11 protein-coding genes are annotated in these 15317 nt (G+C 35.6%); 4 read left to right on the top strand and 7 right to left on the bottom strand.

Translation table 11 applies throughout. The annotated features are described in order from the left end of the window. Nucleotides 1-115 precede the first annotated feature (115 nt). The 6 genes from Q0794_RS16230 to rpmH form a co-directional block, all read right to left on the bottom strand. Entirely contained in the window at nt 116-1030 is a 915-nt protein-coding gene (locus tag Q0794_RS16230) for a porin (RefSeq protein ID WP_298943636.1), read from the bottom strand. A 492-nt stretch (nt 1031-1522) separates the two neighbouring features. Continuing rightward, nucleotides 1523-2890, bottom strand: coding sequence for a tRNA uridine-5-carboxymethylaminomethyl(34) synthesis GTPase MnmE (gene mnmE, locus Q0794_RS16225; RefSeq protein ID WP_298943635.1), 1368 nt, complete (start codon nt 2888-2890; stop codon nt 1523-1525). A gap of 119 nt (nt 2891-3009) precedes the next feature. Then, nucleotides 3010-4680: a membrane protein insertase YidC gene (gene yidC / locus Q0794_RS16220; protein WP_298943634.1), complete on the bottom strand. Its 1671-nt coding sequence runs from the start codon at nt 4678-4680 to the stop codon at nt 3010-3012. 14 nt (nt 4681-4694) lie between these two features. Beyond that, on the bottom strand, nt 4695-4958 hold the full coding sequence (yidD, locus tag Q0794_RS16215; protein ID WP_298943633.1) for a membrane protein insertion efficiency factor YidD: 264 nt from the start codon (nt 4956-4958) through the stop codon (nt 4695-4697). Beyond that, nucleotides 4925-5281, bottom strand: coding sequence for a ribonuclease P protein component (rnpA, locus tag Q0794_RS16210; protein ID WP_298943632.1), 357 nt, complete (start codon nt 5279-5281; stop codon nt 4925-4927). The genes yidD and rnpA overlap by 34 nt, the downstream gene beginning before the upstream one ends. Before the next feature lie 10 nt (nt 5282-5291). Then, entirely contained in the window at nt 5292-5426 is a 135-nt protein-coding gene (gene rpmH / locus Q0794_RS16205) for a 50S ribosomal protein L34 (RefSeq protein ID WP_028869407.1), read from the bottom strand. Between the two features lie 513 nt (nt 5427-5939). Between rpmH and dnaA the strand changes: the two genes are divergently transcribed. The 4 genes from dnaA (at nt 5940) to gyrB (ending at nt 12055) form a co-directional block, all read left to right on the top strand. After that, a complete protein-coding gene (gene dnaA, locus Q0794_RS16200; RefSeq protein ID WP_160064796.1) occupies nt 5940-7316 on the top strand; it encodes a chromosomal replication initiator protein DnaA in 1377 nt (458 codons plus the stop codon). Between the two features lie 14 nt (nt 7317-7330). After that, on the top strand, nt 7331-8434 hold the full coding sequence (gene dnaN, locus Q0794_RS16195) for a DNA polymerase III subunit beta (protein ID WP_298943626.1): 1104 nt from the start codon (nt 7331-7333) through the stop codon (nt 8432-8434). A 101-nt stretch (nt 8435-8535) separates the two neighbouring features. Next, nucleotides 8536-9618: a DNA replication/repair protein RecF gene (gene recF / locus Q0794_RS16190; RefSeq protein ID WP_298943624.1), complete on the top strand. Its 1083-nt coding sequence runs from the start codon at nt 8536-8538 to the stop codon at nt 9616-9618. 7 nt (nt 9619-9625) lie between these two features. Continuing rightward, nucleotides 9626-12055 carry a DNA topoisomerase (ATP-hydrolyzing) subunit B gene (gene gyrB, locus Q0794_RS16185; RefSeq protein WP_298943622.1) on the top strand — a complete coding sequence of 810 codons (2430 nt, stop codon included), beginning with the start codon at nt 9626-9628 and terminating at the stop codon, nt 12053-12055. Nucleotides 12056-14000: 1945 nt separating this feature from the next. On the opposite strand, the gene Q0794_RS16180 is transcribed toward gyrB, so the two are convergent. Beyond that, nucleotides 14001-15254 carry a valine--pyruvate transaminase gene (locus Q0794_RS16180; RefSeq protein WP_298943620.1) on the bottom strand — a complete coding sequence of 418 codons (1254 nt, stop codon included), beginning with the start codon at nt 15252-15254 and terminating at the stop codon, nt 14001-14003. Nucleotides 15255-15317: the final 63 nt, after the last annotated feature.

Genomic DNA, 15317 nt, shown 5'->3' with positions numbered 1-15317 from the left:
GTTTAAAATCATCTAAAAATAGATATCCAGTAGCTAAAAGCAAATATGCCGTTCACCTTAAGTGAACGGCATTAACATAAGCCGGGTTTAACAATCTAATAATATGGATTAATATTTAGAAGTTGTAACGAATACCTGCCACTAATGAGTCTTCATCACCATCAATTTGATTCAACTGATAAGTAACAAAAGTACGAATTGATTTATTAAAGCGATATTGCGCTTCTACTGCATAAAAATCTTCCGTATCAATATCATCAATTTCCTGTTGAGCAATAATACCGATCATGCGGAATTGTTTAGTGAATTTATATTGCAATGCGACTTCTAATGAAGTCATGTCAGAAATAACATCTGCATCGTTAAATGCATCACCTAATGCATATGAAATAGCACCATAAAATTTACCTGCCGAGTAAGCAGCGGCTAATGTTGTTTGCGTTTCATCAGTTTGTGCGTCAGTGTGAGCCACACCTAAATCTAAACCAAAGTCAAAAGAGTACAAAGCAGAAAGACCGAATGAATCAGCATCATCAACTTCACCAGCTGTATAGTTAGCTTGTACATTTAATGCATCAATAAATGTACCAGAGTATAAAAAGGTATTATTTTCTTTGTCTGATGATGCATCAAATACTTGCTGGTAACCTGAGTGAACAGAAGCGATATCTGTCATATCAGAGACTTGTACATTAGCAGTATCTTGACGACCGTAAGAGAAGTCACCGATTTGAGTGCCAAAACCAGCAAATAGATAACGATTATCAACTTCTTCACCTGGTTTGATTTCATATTCCATAAAACCAAAACCTGTCAACGTATCAGAAATTTTTGTAACTCCGCTAAAATTAATACGAGCACGGCTTTTATCAACAATAGAACCATCGTCAGTATCTTTAAATTCTGCACGTACTTCAGCACGACCGCCAACTTTAAGTGTTGTTCCATCTTGATCGTATACAGTTGCAGATTGAGCTGCTGCTGAAACTAAACTCGCTAAAACCGCTGTTGCTAATAATGTTTTTTTCATGATTCATCCGTGTTTTATTTAAAATAATATTTAAGGAATATAATTTTTGTTTTACAGCTTATTGCTGTTTACGGAAAAGGAGTCTAGGGGCTTTGTATGACAAAAATATGACTGAAAAAATTGAAGTTAAAAGAACTCAATTCATTTTTAAAATAAAAAAAGACTAAATGAATTCATTAACCCACTCGGAGTAAATACAGAAAAAGCTCTTTAATTTTAATTGAAAAAATCATAAGCAACTGTTTTTACTTATGAAAAAACAATATGATAGGATTTTACATGCGAGGTATGTAACGACACTTTATGCTGACTGATTTCACTTTAAATATAAGCAATAAAAGTAATAGAAAAATTATTTAATATTATCAAACTGATGTTTAGGCATTAGCCTAAATAATACCAATCGATGACACTAAAAGTGTAAAAATGAGCATAAAAAAACCACAGTAAAGTGGTTTAATTAAAATAGATAACAGTTTGTTAGTAAGGCATTTATTTACCAATACAGAAGCTTGAGAAGATACGGCCTAATAAGTCATCAGATGTAAATTCACCAGTGATCTCACTTAAATGTTGCTGCGTTAAGCGCAACTCTTCAGCCAGTAATTCACCCGCTTGATACTCTTCGAGCTGAACTTTACCTTCAAGTAAATGTATCTCAGCTTGATCAATCGCTTCTAAATGACGACGCCTTGCCATAAAGCCACCTTCAGTATTGCCTTGATAGCCCATGATATCTTTAAGATGTTGTTTTAATTCATCAACACCTAAACCTGTTTTTGCAGAGATACGGTAAACAGGGTGATTTTCATGTTCAGTCATTGATAATGCTTCACCTGTTAAATCGGCTTTATTACGCACAATGGTTAAGCCTACACCTTTAGGCAGTTTTTCAATAAAGTCTGGCCAAATTTCACGTGGATCTTCAGCATCAGTTGTTGTTGCATCTAGCATAAATAAAATGCGGTCTGCATTTTTAATTTCAGTCCAAGCACGTTCAATTCCGATGCGTTCGACTTCATCAGCACCTTCACGTAAACCTGCAGTATCAATAATATGTAATGGCATACCATCAATGTGAATATGTTCACGCATCACATCTCGAGTTGTACCTGCAATATCCGTTACAATCGCACTTTCTTTACCGACTAAGGTATTCAATAGGCTTGATTTACCCGCATTAGGGCGTCCAGCAATAACCACTTTCATGCCATCTCGTAAAATCGCACCTTGTTTCGCTTGTTCTTTTACTGCACTGAGGTTATCGATAATCTGGTAAAGGTCTTTTGCTATTTTACCGTCACTTAAAAAATCGACTTCTTCTTCGGGAAAATCAATCGACGCTTCAACATAAATACGTAAATAAATCAGGCTCTCTACTAAATCATTAATTTTATGTGAAAATTCACCCTGTAATGAATGTAATGCACTTTTAGCCGCTTGCTCTGAGCTTGCTTCTATTAAATCTGCAATCGCTTCTGCTTGTGCTAAATCGAGTTTATCGTTCATAAAAGCACGTTCAGAAAACTCACCAGGATTAGCACTACGCAGGTTTTTAATAGTTAGAATAGCTTTGATCAGCATATCCATCACAACCGGCCCTCCATGCCCTTGAAGCTCCAATACATCCTCACCAGTAAACGAATTAGGACCTTTAAAGAGTAAAGCAATACCTTGATCTAATACTTCGCTATTTTGATCGTGAAACGGTAGATATTCTGCGTAACGCACTTTAGGCAACTTGCCTAAAATAATCTGTGCAACCGCTTCTGCATCAGGTCCAGAGACACGCACAATGCCAACGCCACCACGGCCAGGTGCAGTTGCTTGTGCAACAATTGTATCAGTCGCTTTTATCATGTTCTGTTCCTAAAATTGAAGCCAATAAAAAAGGCGACTATTATAGTCGCCTTTTATCAATTACTAAATAATTGAATTATTTATAACTCACTTTTATAAAAGTGAGTTATATAGTTAAACTATTTCTTATGACCTAAGCCTTGTTTTTCAAACTGGCGGTAGATAATAGTTTGTTGTACTAATGTCACGATATTACTCATTAACCAGTAAAGTACTAGACCTGCAGGGAACCATAAGAAGAAGAAAGTAAATACCACTGGCATAAACTTCATTATCTTCTGTTGCATAGGGTCTTGAACCGTTGCTGGAGACATTTTTTGGATAAAGAACATACTTACACCCATCAAGATAGGTAAGATGTAGTAAGGGTCTTGTACCGATAAATCTTGAATCCAGAACATAAATGGTGCGTGACGTAATTCAACCGCTTCCATTAATGACCAGTATAAAGCGATGAATATTGGCATCTGTAATAAGATAGGGAAACAACCGCCTAATGGGTTTACTTTCTCTTCTTTATACATTTCCATCATTGCTTTTGATACTTTCTGACGGTCTTCACCGTATTTTTCACGTAACGCTTGTATCTTAGGCTGTAGTAAACGCATTTTAGCCATTGACGTATATTGTGCTTTTGTAAGTGGGTATAAAAGACCTTTAACTGTGAATGTAATTAAGATGATTGCAACACCCCAGTTACCCACAATGCCTTGGAAGAATAACAATAGTTTAAATAATGGTTGTGCAAGCCACCATAACCAACCGTAATCAACAGTTAGGTCTAGGTTTTCACCAACCTGTGACATTTCTTCTTGTAATTTAGGACCAATCCAAAGGTTTGTAGCAAACTTTTCAGTACTATTAGGTGCAATTGTTTTAATCGGCGATTTAAAGCCAATCGTTGCATCTGTATTTTGAATGACGTTGCTGTATAAAACGTTAGTATCAGTTGATGAAGGTATCCATGCAGATACAAAGTAATGCTGTAACATTGCAACCCAACCACCTTCTGTTGTTTTGTTTAAGTTACGCTCAATCATATCGTCATACTTATATTTACTGTACTTAGTATCACTTGTTGAGTATGCACCACCACGGTAAACAGGCATCATTAAGTTAGTAGAGTGATCTTGTAATGACTCTTTTAACTGACCGTATAGTTGTACATTAATGTCACTATCCGATTTATTTTCAATCGTATAATCAACGTGAACATTAAACTCTCCACGTTTCAATGTGAATGTTTTTGTAAATACATTACCTGCTTGATCTACATAACGTAGCGCAGTAGAAACTGACTCTTGACCTTCAGAGATGATATTTTCAGACTTTTCAACGCTGTAGAAAGGGCGACCTTTTGGATTTGCATCCGGCCCTTGCTTACCAATTAAACCGCTTTGTGCGATATAGGTAAAGCCATTACCATTTTCTAATAAACGGAATGGAATGCCTGAATCTAATGACTCATCATGACCGATTAAATCAGCGACAATAACATCACCACCCACTAAGGTAATCTGTAAGCGTAATTGATCGTTAGCTAATAAAGTAGTTTCGCTAGTAGATGCTTGCGTTGGTACTTGAACAGAAGAAGAAGCATTATCTCCTGATGAAGCTGGCACATCAGCACTATGATTACTAGTTGATGGAACTGATGATTTTGTCGTACTTTGTTCAGTCGTTTGTGCTGTAGTAGCTGGCTGAGGTGCTTGCTCAACAACCCATGCTTGATATAGCAAAAAGCTAACAAACAAAAGTGCGAGGAAAAGTAAATTGCGTTGTGATTCCATAACGTATTTTATCTCTAAGGTTTAGGTTTATTTTTAGTTGTGCAACAAGGAGGTACAGGATCATATCCTCCTTCATTAAAAGGATGGCACTTTACAAGACGACAGCCCGCTAGCCAACATCCCTTAATCATACCATGACTCTTAATTGCTTCTATCGCATAATGTGAACAACTTGGCGTAAAACGACAACGAGGTCCAAGAATGGGACTAATAACTAGTTGATAAACACGAATACATTTAATTGCTATCCATTGCAGCGCTGCACTAATTTTCGCCATAACTTATCCAATACTTTATTAAGTTCTTGATTTGATAAATCAGCAATACCAGCTTTAGCAACAACGACGATATCGATGTTTGGAAGCTCATGTTGTTGAAGACGGAAATGTTCTCTTACAATGCGACGAATACGATTACGTCCTACAGCACGTTTAATGTGTTTTTTAGGAATAGCCATACCAATACGGGGGTGTTCAAAAGTATTTTTTCTAGCAAGAAGAGTTAGGTGTGGAGATACTGCTGGAATAGCATTTTTAAATACAGGTTGAAAATCTTCGGGAGTTAACAAACGTAACTCCCGAGAAAACGAATAATTCACCACGTCTGGTAAATTATGCGCTTAAGCTAGCGCGGCCTTTAGCACGACGACGAGCTAATACGGCACGACCGTTCTTAGTCGCCATACGAGTTCTAAAACCGTGTGAACGCTTACGCTTAATGTTGCTTGGTTGAAAAGTACGTTTCATGCTCTTTTCCACTTATTGTTAAGTACTGTACAGTAGCTAGATTTTTTAATTTTTCTTGCTTAATTACTATAAAGTAATCAAACAATAATAATCAAAAGCATTAGCCGATTAAAAAGAGAGCGAATTCTATTGATTGATCGACTAAAAGTCAATCAGAGATGCTTCTTTCTGGTAGATTAAATTAATATTCCTTAGAAAAGAATCCTAAGTAAAAAAATTGTCACTACGAGCCAAACTCAAAAGTTAAGGTGGCGCGATTATATATAAGCGACACCAATAAGCAAGGATCTTCCTTGATCTTATAAAGTAAGATTTGTAAATAACTAAATTATCTCGTTGTGGATAAAGCACTCAGTGGCAGATGATAGCTACTCACAAGCTTGTGGATGCTTTAACCATTGAATGAGTTTAAATACAAGGATCTTTTTTTTATTTTTGTTCACTGATCTTATGGCGTCCAGACGATCTTATCGGTAGAATTATCCGCCCTAATGTATTTACTGGAGTTCCACAATGTCCCTCGCTATTTGGCAAGAATGTTTAGCACAATTAAAAGATGAGCTATCAGCAGGAGACTTTAGTACTTGGTTACGTCCTTTACAGGCAGAATATGATAATGAAACGTTATCATTATACTCGCCAAACAAGTACACCAGCGAATGGGTCCGTGAAAAGTACATGGATATCATTGAGACTAAATTACAAACATTAGTACATGCAGTAGATGAAAACCTTACTATTAAGATTCGTTTATTAGTCGGTACTGCTAATGCAGCCTCTAATAAACCAGCAGCTGCCAAAATCGCACCCGCATTAAATACCCAACAACCTTGGGAAGGCGAATCCAAAGCAACCACAGTTGCACATAAAAGTAATTTAATTAAAAAATACACTTTTGATAACTTTGTTGAAGGTAAGTCAAATAATTTTGCGATCGCGACAACACAACAAATAGCAGAGAATCCAGGTGATGTGTATAACCCATTATTTTTATATGCTCATCCCGGTTTAGGTAAAACACATTTATTACATGCAGTAGGTAATGCAATTGTTGCTGAAAATCCTGACAGTAAAGTCGTTTACATTCGCTCTGAACGTTTTGTTCAAGATATGATCAATTCAATTCGTAACAATACGATTGAACAATTTAAAGAATATTATGCGTCGTTAGATGCCTTATTAATAGATGACATTCATTTCTTCGCTGGAAAAGACCGCTCTCAAGAAGTGTTATTCCAAACGTTTAATTCAATGTTAGATGCTCACCAACAAGTTATTTTAACCAGTGATCGCTTTCCAAAAGAGATTGAAGGTATTGATGAACGACTACGTACACGTTTTGGTTGGGGACTATCAATTCCAATTGATCCACCAGAATTAGAAACACGTGTTGCTATCTTAATTACTAAAGCTGAAGAACGTGGTTTACATTTACCTGATGATGTTGCTTTCTTTATTGCAAAACGTCTAACGATTACCGATGTTCGAGTATTAGAAGGCGCAATTGCTAACATTTCAGCTAAAGCACAATTTACAGGACAAGATATTACTATCTCGTTAGTACAAGATGCATTACGCGATATGTTAGCTGTTCACACAAAACAAACGACAGTTGATAATATTCAAAAGGTAGTGGCAGAACATTACCGTATTAAAATTTCTGATATGTCTTCAAAACGCCGTACTCGTACCGTGGCTCGTCCACGTCAAATAGCCATGGCATTAGCGAAAGAGTTAACGCAACATAGCTTACCTGAAATAGGCGAAGCGTTTGGCGGTCGAGACCATACTACTGTGCTACACGCTTGTCGTAAGGTACAAGAATTACGTCGTGAAAATAACGACATTCAAGAAGATTACAAAATACTTATCCGCACGTTGTCAATGTAAGAAAAGGTTATCTGATGAAATTTACTATTTCTCGTGAAATATTATTACGCCCACTACAATTGGTTGTTGGCTCCGTTGCAGGCGGACGTCCAGCTTTGCCTATCATGGGTAATATACTCATTGAAGTAAAAGATAATTTTTTAAACTTAACCGGTACAGATTTAGAAGTTGAATTAATGGCACAAATCCCATTAGAGCAAGCTTCTATTGATGGTGCTATTACAGTACCAGCGCGTAAGTTATTAGATATATGCCGTGGTTTGGCCGATCCTTGTGAAGTGACATTTGAAGTGAAAAATGAACGCGTGACAGTACGATCAGGACGTAGCCGTTATTTACTATCGACATTACCCTCTATCGATTTTCCTAATATAGAATCATGGCAGAGTTTGATTGAACTCACTGTGCCACAAACCGAATTTAAGAAGCTTATTGAATTCACTCAATTTGCAATGGCTAGCCAAGACGTTCGTTATTACCTAAATGGTATGTTCTTTGAAGTATCTGGTAACACACTACGTAGTGTTTCTACCGATGGACACCGTCTAGCGTCATGCTCTATTAACATCGACCAAGCGATTGAAGAGCAATCAGTGATTGTTCCTCGAAAAGGGGTCTTAGAATTAGTTAAGCTATTAGATAAAGACCAAGCGAATGTCACCATTCAATTAGGTAAAAATAATTTACGTGCAGTGATTGACGGTTTTGTATTTACCACTAAATTAGTGGATGGACGTTTCCCTGATTACCGACGCGTTATTCCACGTAATGGCGATAAAGAATTAATCTCTAGCCGTGAAACATTGAAACAAGCATTCAGTCGCGCAGCGATATTATCTAATGAAAAGTTCCGTGGTGTTCGCTTAACGCTATCAGAAAACTTGTTAAAGATTACTGCGAATAATCCTGAACGAGAAGAAGCAGAAGAATACATCGATGTTGATTACCATTCAGCAGAGTTAGAAATAGGCTTTAACGTAAGTTATGTTTTAGATGTATTAAACACCTTAAAAAGTGAACAAGTTAAAATAACCTTCAGTACATCAGATCACAGTGCATTGATAGAGTCTCTTGATAGTGATGACTCACTTTATGTACTAATGCCAATGCGTTTATAACCATAAACATTGTTATTATAAAAGTGTTTGATGCAATAACAACACTGGGTATTAACAACCTAGCCATAAAAAAACATTCAACTTATTTAGGGAATTGATTAATGTCATTACAGAAATTAATCATCAATCAATTCCGTAATATCGACTCCGCCACTATTAATTTTGACCCTAAGGTAAATTTAATTGTAGGCGAAAACGGCAGTGGCAAATCTTCTTTATTAGAGGCCATTTACTTATTGGGTTTAGGGCGTTCTTTTCGCACGCATTTAACCAATAGAGTCATTCAACACGAACAAAGCCACTTTACGCTTTACAGTGAAATTAACTATCAACAACGTGTATTTCCTATCGGCTTGCAAAAATCGAGAGGCGGTGAAACTACTCTTAAAATTGATGGTCAGATAGTTAAGAAATTGGCCTCCTTAACACAATATATTCCAATGCAATTAATTACCCCTGAAAGCTATACTTTACTATCAGGAAGTCCTAAAAATCGCCGTGCATATCTAGATTGGGGTGTTTTTTATCACGATCCCTTATTTTATAGTAACTGGGCTCGCATAAAGCGACTTTTAAAGCAAAGGAATGCAGCTTTAAAGCAATGTAACGCTTACAAAGAGCTTCAAGTATGGGATAATGAACTTTGTGTCTTAAGTGAGAGAATAAGCGCGCAGAGGGCCGATTACTTTGCGAAATTGCAGCCTTTAATAGCACAAACTATTGCAGATTTTTTGCCTGAGTTTACTATCGATAGCAAATTCTTTTGTGGATGGGACAAAAACAACAAACCGTTAGCACAATATTTATCCGATAATTTCCATCGAGATAAACAATTAGGTTATACAAGTGTTGGGCCACAAAAAGCCGATTTAAAAATAAAAATCAATGGTTTACCTGTGGATGATGTTTTGTCTAGAGGGCAACTAAAGTTACTTGTTTATGCATTACGTTTAGCACAAGGTTTATTCTTAAACTCGGTAGATCATAAGCAGTGTGTTTTTTTAATTGATGACTTCAGTTCTGAACTCGACAGCAGCAAGCAAAAAATATTAGCAAAACATATTATAGAGTCCAATGCTCAGGTATTTATTAGCGCGATTTCAGCGAATAGCATTGGTGATTTATTCACACAAGAACGCACTTTGTTTCACGTGAAACAGGGTAAAATTACAGTAGAAAGGTGAAAGTTTTATGGCTGAGAATAGTTATGATTCGTCAAGTATTAAAGTACTAAAAGGGTTAGATGCAGTTCGCAAACGCCCTGGCATGTATATCGGTGATACCGATGACGGTACGGGTCTACACCACATGGTTTTTGAAGTTTTAGATAACTCAATCGATGAAGCTTTAGCAGGCCACTGTAGCGATATTATTTGTACTATCCATACTGATGGAAGTGTTTCAGTACGCGATGATGGACGTGGTATTCCTGTTGATATGCATGAAGAAGAAGGCGTATCAGCAGCAGAAGTTATCATGACAGTATTACACGCCGGCGGTAAATTTGATGATAACTCTTATAAAGTATCAGGCGGATTACACGGTGTAGGTGTATCGGTAGTAAATGCGTTATCTGATAAATTACGTTTAACCGTTAAACGTAGTGGTAATATTCATCAACAAACATACGCAAAAGGTGAGCCTGAAGCACCAATTGCTGTTATCGGTGATACCGATCAAACCGGTACAGAGATTCGTTTTTGGCCTAGCCCATCGACCTTCTCAAATGTGACATTCCAATATGACATTTTAGCTAAGCGTTTACGTGAATTATCATTTTTGAATTCTGGTGTATCTATTAAATTAATAGATAAACGTGAAGAAGATAAAGCCGATCATTTCCATTATGAAGGTGGCATACACGCTTTTGTTGAATATTTAAATAAAAACAAAACGCCAGTACATAATAAAATATTCCACTTTAATACAGAACATGAAGATGGCACTGCGGTTGAAGTTGCAATGCAATGGAATGATGGTTTCCAAGAAAACATCTATTGTTTTACTAATAACATTCCACAACGTGATGGTGGTTCTCACTTAACGGGTTTCCGTGGTGCGTTAACGCGTACTTTAAACTCTTACATTGAGAAAGAACTAGCAAAAGTTAAAAACAATAAGAACAAAACCTCTACTGAAGGTGGCGATTCACGTGAAGGCTTAACAGCGGTTATTTCTGTTAAAGTACCTGACCCGAAATTCTCTTCACAAACAAAAGATCGTTTAGTGTCATCTGAAGTTCGACCAATTGTTGAAGGCGCGATGAATGAACGCTTACAAGAGTTCTTATTAGAGAACCCTTCAGAAGCTAAAATCATCGTAGGCAAAATTGTTGATGCTGCACGCGCACGTGAAGCTGCTCGTAAAGCACGTGATATGACTCGTCGTAAAGGTGCATTAGACTTAGCAGGTTTACCGGGTAAATTAGCCGATTGCCAAGAGAAAGACCCTGCACTTTCTGAATTATACATAGTGGAAGGGGACTCGGCTGGCGGAAGTGCGAAACAAGGCCGATCTCGTAAAAACCAAGCTATTTTACCGCTTAAAGGTAAAATCCTAAACGTTGAAAAAGCACGTTTTGATAAAATGTTATCTTCACAAGAAGTAGCAACGCTGATCACTGCATTAGGTTGTGGTATCGGACGCGATGAATATAACCCAGAGAAAACACGTTATCACCGCATCATTATCATGACCGATGCCGACGTCGATGGTTCTCACATTCGAACGCTATTATTGACTTTCTTTTATCGTCAAATGCCTGAATTAATCGAAAATGGTTATATTTATATTGCTCAACCACCGCTTTATAAAGTGAAAAAAGGTAAGCAAGAGCAGTATCTTAAAGATGATCCTGCGTTACAAGCTTACTTAACGGCGCTCGCGATGGAAGGTGCTTCGCTACATGTTAATAATGATGCGCCAGGCATTACTGGTTTACATTTACAAGGCATGATTGAACGTTACCGTACGGCTCAAGAGACCATTGTACGTTTAACACGCCGCTACCCAAATGTTGTGTTAGATAAATTAATCTATCAGCCTGAATTAAAAGCTGAAGATCTAGTCAATGCAGATAAAGTAACAAACTGGATGGAAACTATTATTGAGGTGTTAAACCGCCAAGATTTGGAAGGGACTATCTATAAAGCTAACGTTGTTAAATCTGAAGATGAGCTAACGAACAAAATCCTATTTACAGTACGTAAACATGGTGTTGACACCGTTTATACTTTTGACGAAGAATTCTTCGGTTCAATTGAATACAAATCGCTTGTATCTTTAGGTGTTGAAATCCAAAACCTATTGGAAGAAGGTGCTTACATTCAACGTGGTGACCGTACTAAACCTGTCGAAAACTTTATCGAAGCAGTAAACTGGTTAATGCATGAGTCAAAACGTGGATTGTACATACAACGATATAAAGGTCTGGGTGAGATGAATCCAAGTCAATTATGGGAAACAACAATGGACCCTAGTACTCGACACATGCTTCAAGTAACTGTTGAAGATGCTGTTGGTGCAGACCAATTGTTTACAACCTTAATGGGTGACCATGTTGAACCTCGTCGTGCTTTCATTGAGAAGAATGCATTGCGTGTTGGTAATATCGATATTTAGATTCATTCATTAATATCTAACTTCGTTTACTAATGACAACTTATTATTCATAGATTGTCATTAAGTTAAACAATATAAAAATCCAGCTTATTAGCTGGATTTTTTTATGCCTGCTAATATTTTATATCTATTCACAAAATGTTTGATCGTAATATTAGAGCTTATCCAACATTGGCAACATTGACTATTTATCTATCAGCTATATTTATCACCTCTATTTTATTAGTGCTATTTCATTTAAAAACAATACTAAAGCCATTTCCTTTTTCTACTCAATGAGCACTTAACCCTTTCTGAGAGAAAGAAAAGAAGAAAAATTAAATAGAGAAATAAACTATTTAATCTCAATTCTAGTTAATGAGAGCGGCATTATATTTAACTAACCTCAATTCTGGTTAACGGAAGCGAAAGGTTATTTTAAATCATATAGTTATAAAAATTTATTATACAATACTGCTAGTTGTGCGCAGTTCAAGGCAAATTTTTGAAGTAATAACTGGTTATTGGGAAATAATTTAACGAAGAAATTCGCTCAAATAGTGGTGTTGTATCGCTTTTCTTATCCGGAACTGAGGTTAACTATAAAGTCTATTTTTTATTATACCGTCCCGTTAGTTTTTGGATTTCTGAGTTAACATTAATAACGGTGTTGTATAACTTTGCTTATCCAGAACTGAGGTTATTTACAACAGGAGGGTTAATATCGATTATTGATAGTCAGATTAGCTTTAATCACACTAGGTCATTTATCCTAATGCTTTACCTTAGAACTTATCGTTATCGATCGACCTCCATTAAAATAGAAGACATTAAAATAGAAGAATCTAAAAGGTAGCACTAAATAACACTCTTCTTTGTTACTCGTATTTATTTTAAATAATGACAATGATATTAGTGGTAATGAGTAGTCGCTACGATTCAAAACTTATATTTTATTGGTACACTTTTATCTGGTTTTAATACATTACCAATCAGTAACCAAATAAAAATAATACACATCAATCACTATTTGCCACACATAATTACATTCCTAATTATAACGCCCACAAAGACATCACAAGCTCTATATTAGTAATCCTTATATAGATATGACTTATTACGATAATGAGCTCTATGTTCATTGAAGAGGGTGCACAACATCAAAACAAACACAATTAGTGATGCCTTTAATTAAGCAACTATCTAATGCATTTTCTAATATAACTAATCAATATTAAACCTGAATAGATAAAATCATTATTAATGTCATGAATACAGTCAGTAATTAATATTTAACAGAAGTTTAGTTATGGAAGTTAATGGTAAATAGACCATCAGAAAATGATCGCAATACTAAATTATATTAATGGTGGATAAATTTAGTGATATAGATGCGGAGTTGAACAATTAAAACTGACTCGATTAGATATTACCAATAGTGCATCAAAACAGACTAAGTGAGTTTTTGATGCAGTAATAAATTTGATAACAACATTTAATAACAACAGAGGAAGGTATTAATAACAACAGAGGAAGGTATCGAATATTTACAAACGTAAAAATAAAGCTAACAATTGATTATTTCAAACCTCAAACTCAATACAAGGATAAAAATATAACAAATCATTATAGTATTGGCTGCGACTAAAAGTTAATTAAAAGGGGCTTATAAAAACTATTCAGTCATTGATTTTGTAGTTTGATTTTTAATTAATCGAGTATTTATGATCGAATAACTAATATAAAAAATAAACATAGTTGATTTAGTTCATAACGTCTAATTACATTTAAAAATAATGAAAGTCGTTGTAACCAATGTGTCGCTATAAATAACTACTTTCTTCAGTCTAGACCATACGAAAAATGAATCAAAGGTTAGAAAATAAAAGAAGTAAAGTTAAAGAGTCTGAGTTGATATAAAGAATATTTTAGTTGTTTCACGTGAAACAACTAAAACAGATCGAGTTTATTTGTCTTGGTACAGTTCATTAACTACAGAAGCCAAAATATCAATACCACGTTCTACAACATCACTTTCTTGTGCATAATTAAGTCGGATACATTCATGTGTATGTTTCCAATCTTGATCAAGGCCAGGAAAGAAGTAATGTCCAGAGACAACAATCAGTCCTTTCTCTTTTAATTTTTTATACAGATCATTTGAGCTAATCGGCAAATCTTTAAACCAAAGCCAAAGAAATAATGCACCTTCTGCTTTATGAATCCTAAAATTCTTATTGGTTATTTTACTTAATAATAACGACATCGCTATTTGCGATTTATCTTGGTAAAAAGGTTTAATAACATCATTACTTAAGGTAATAATTTCTTTACTCTTCACTAAAGGTAAAACAATTTCAGGTCCAATTCCACCAGGTGATAACGCCATAATGCCCGATAAGTTAGACATTGCTTTAATAATGGTAGGGTTTGCAATGACGATGCCACAACGAGCGCCAGGTAAACCAAACTTAGATAAGCTCATGCATAAAATAGTATTATCATTAAAGTGTGCTTTAACATCTTCAAAGATAATATTTGGGAAAGGTGTACCGTAAGCATTATCTATTATCAATGGAATGTTATGTTGCTTTGCTAATTTATCTAGCTTCTCTATTTCACTATCGGTTAAAACATTACCAGTAGGATTAGTAGGGCGAGAAACACAAATAGCACCAATATCCTCAGTTATTTCTAACGCATCGAAATCAATATGATATTTAAATTGTTGATTATCTAACTCAGTAATTTTAGGGCGAACAGCAACAAAAGAAGCTTCAGAAACACTTGCATCGGCATAACCAATATATTCAGGTGCTAATGGAAATAATATTTTACGCTTTTTCCCATTACTAAAATCGCCTGCTAATAAATTAAATAAGTAGAAAAAGGCATTCTGACTACCATTGGTTAACATGATATTTTCTGAAGACAAATCCCAATCATATAAATCATTAAAAAGTTCTGCGAGTGCAAGAATGAAAGAGTCTTTTCCTTGAGGTCCATCGTAATTTGCTAATGTGTCAACTAGCTTTCCTTCGTTTAACAGCGTTTGCATTAAATCAGTAAATCGTTGTTGAATTGCAGGTATAGATGCTGGGTTACCACCACCTAACATTAATATGTCATCACCACCTTTTACACCTGCATTTAAATCATCCATTAATTCTGTAATACCTGAATGCTGTGTAAACTTATTTCCAAATGTTGAATAGGGCATGTAAAAATCCTGAATATATAATGAGAATTAAAATGAAAACGTAAGGCTTTTAATAACGTAATT

It is taken from the genome of uncultured Psychromonas sp. (genome assembly GCF_947489755.1).
Classification (GTDB): Bacteria; Pseudomonadota; Gammaproteobacteria; order Enterobacterales; family Psychromonadaceae; genus Psychromonas.
The sequence above is the reverse complement of the archived record's forward strand: the minus strand, read 5'-3'. Positions and strand labels throughout refer to the sequence as shown.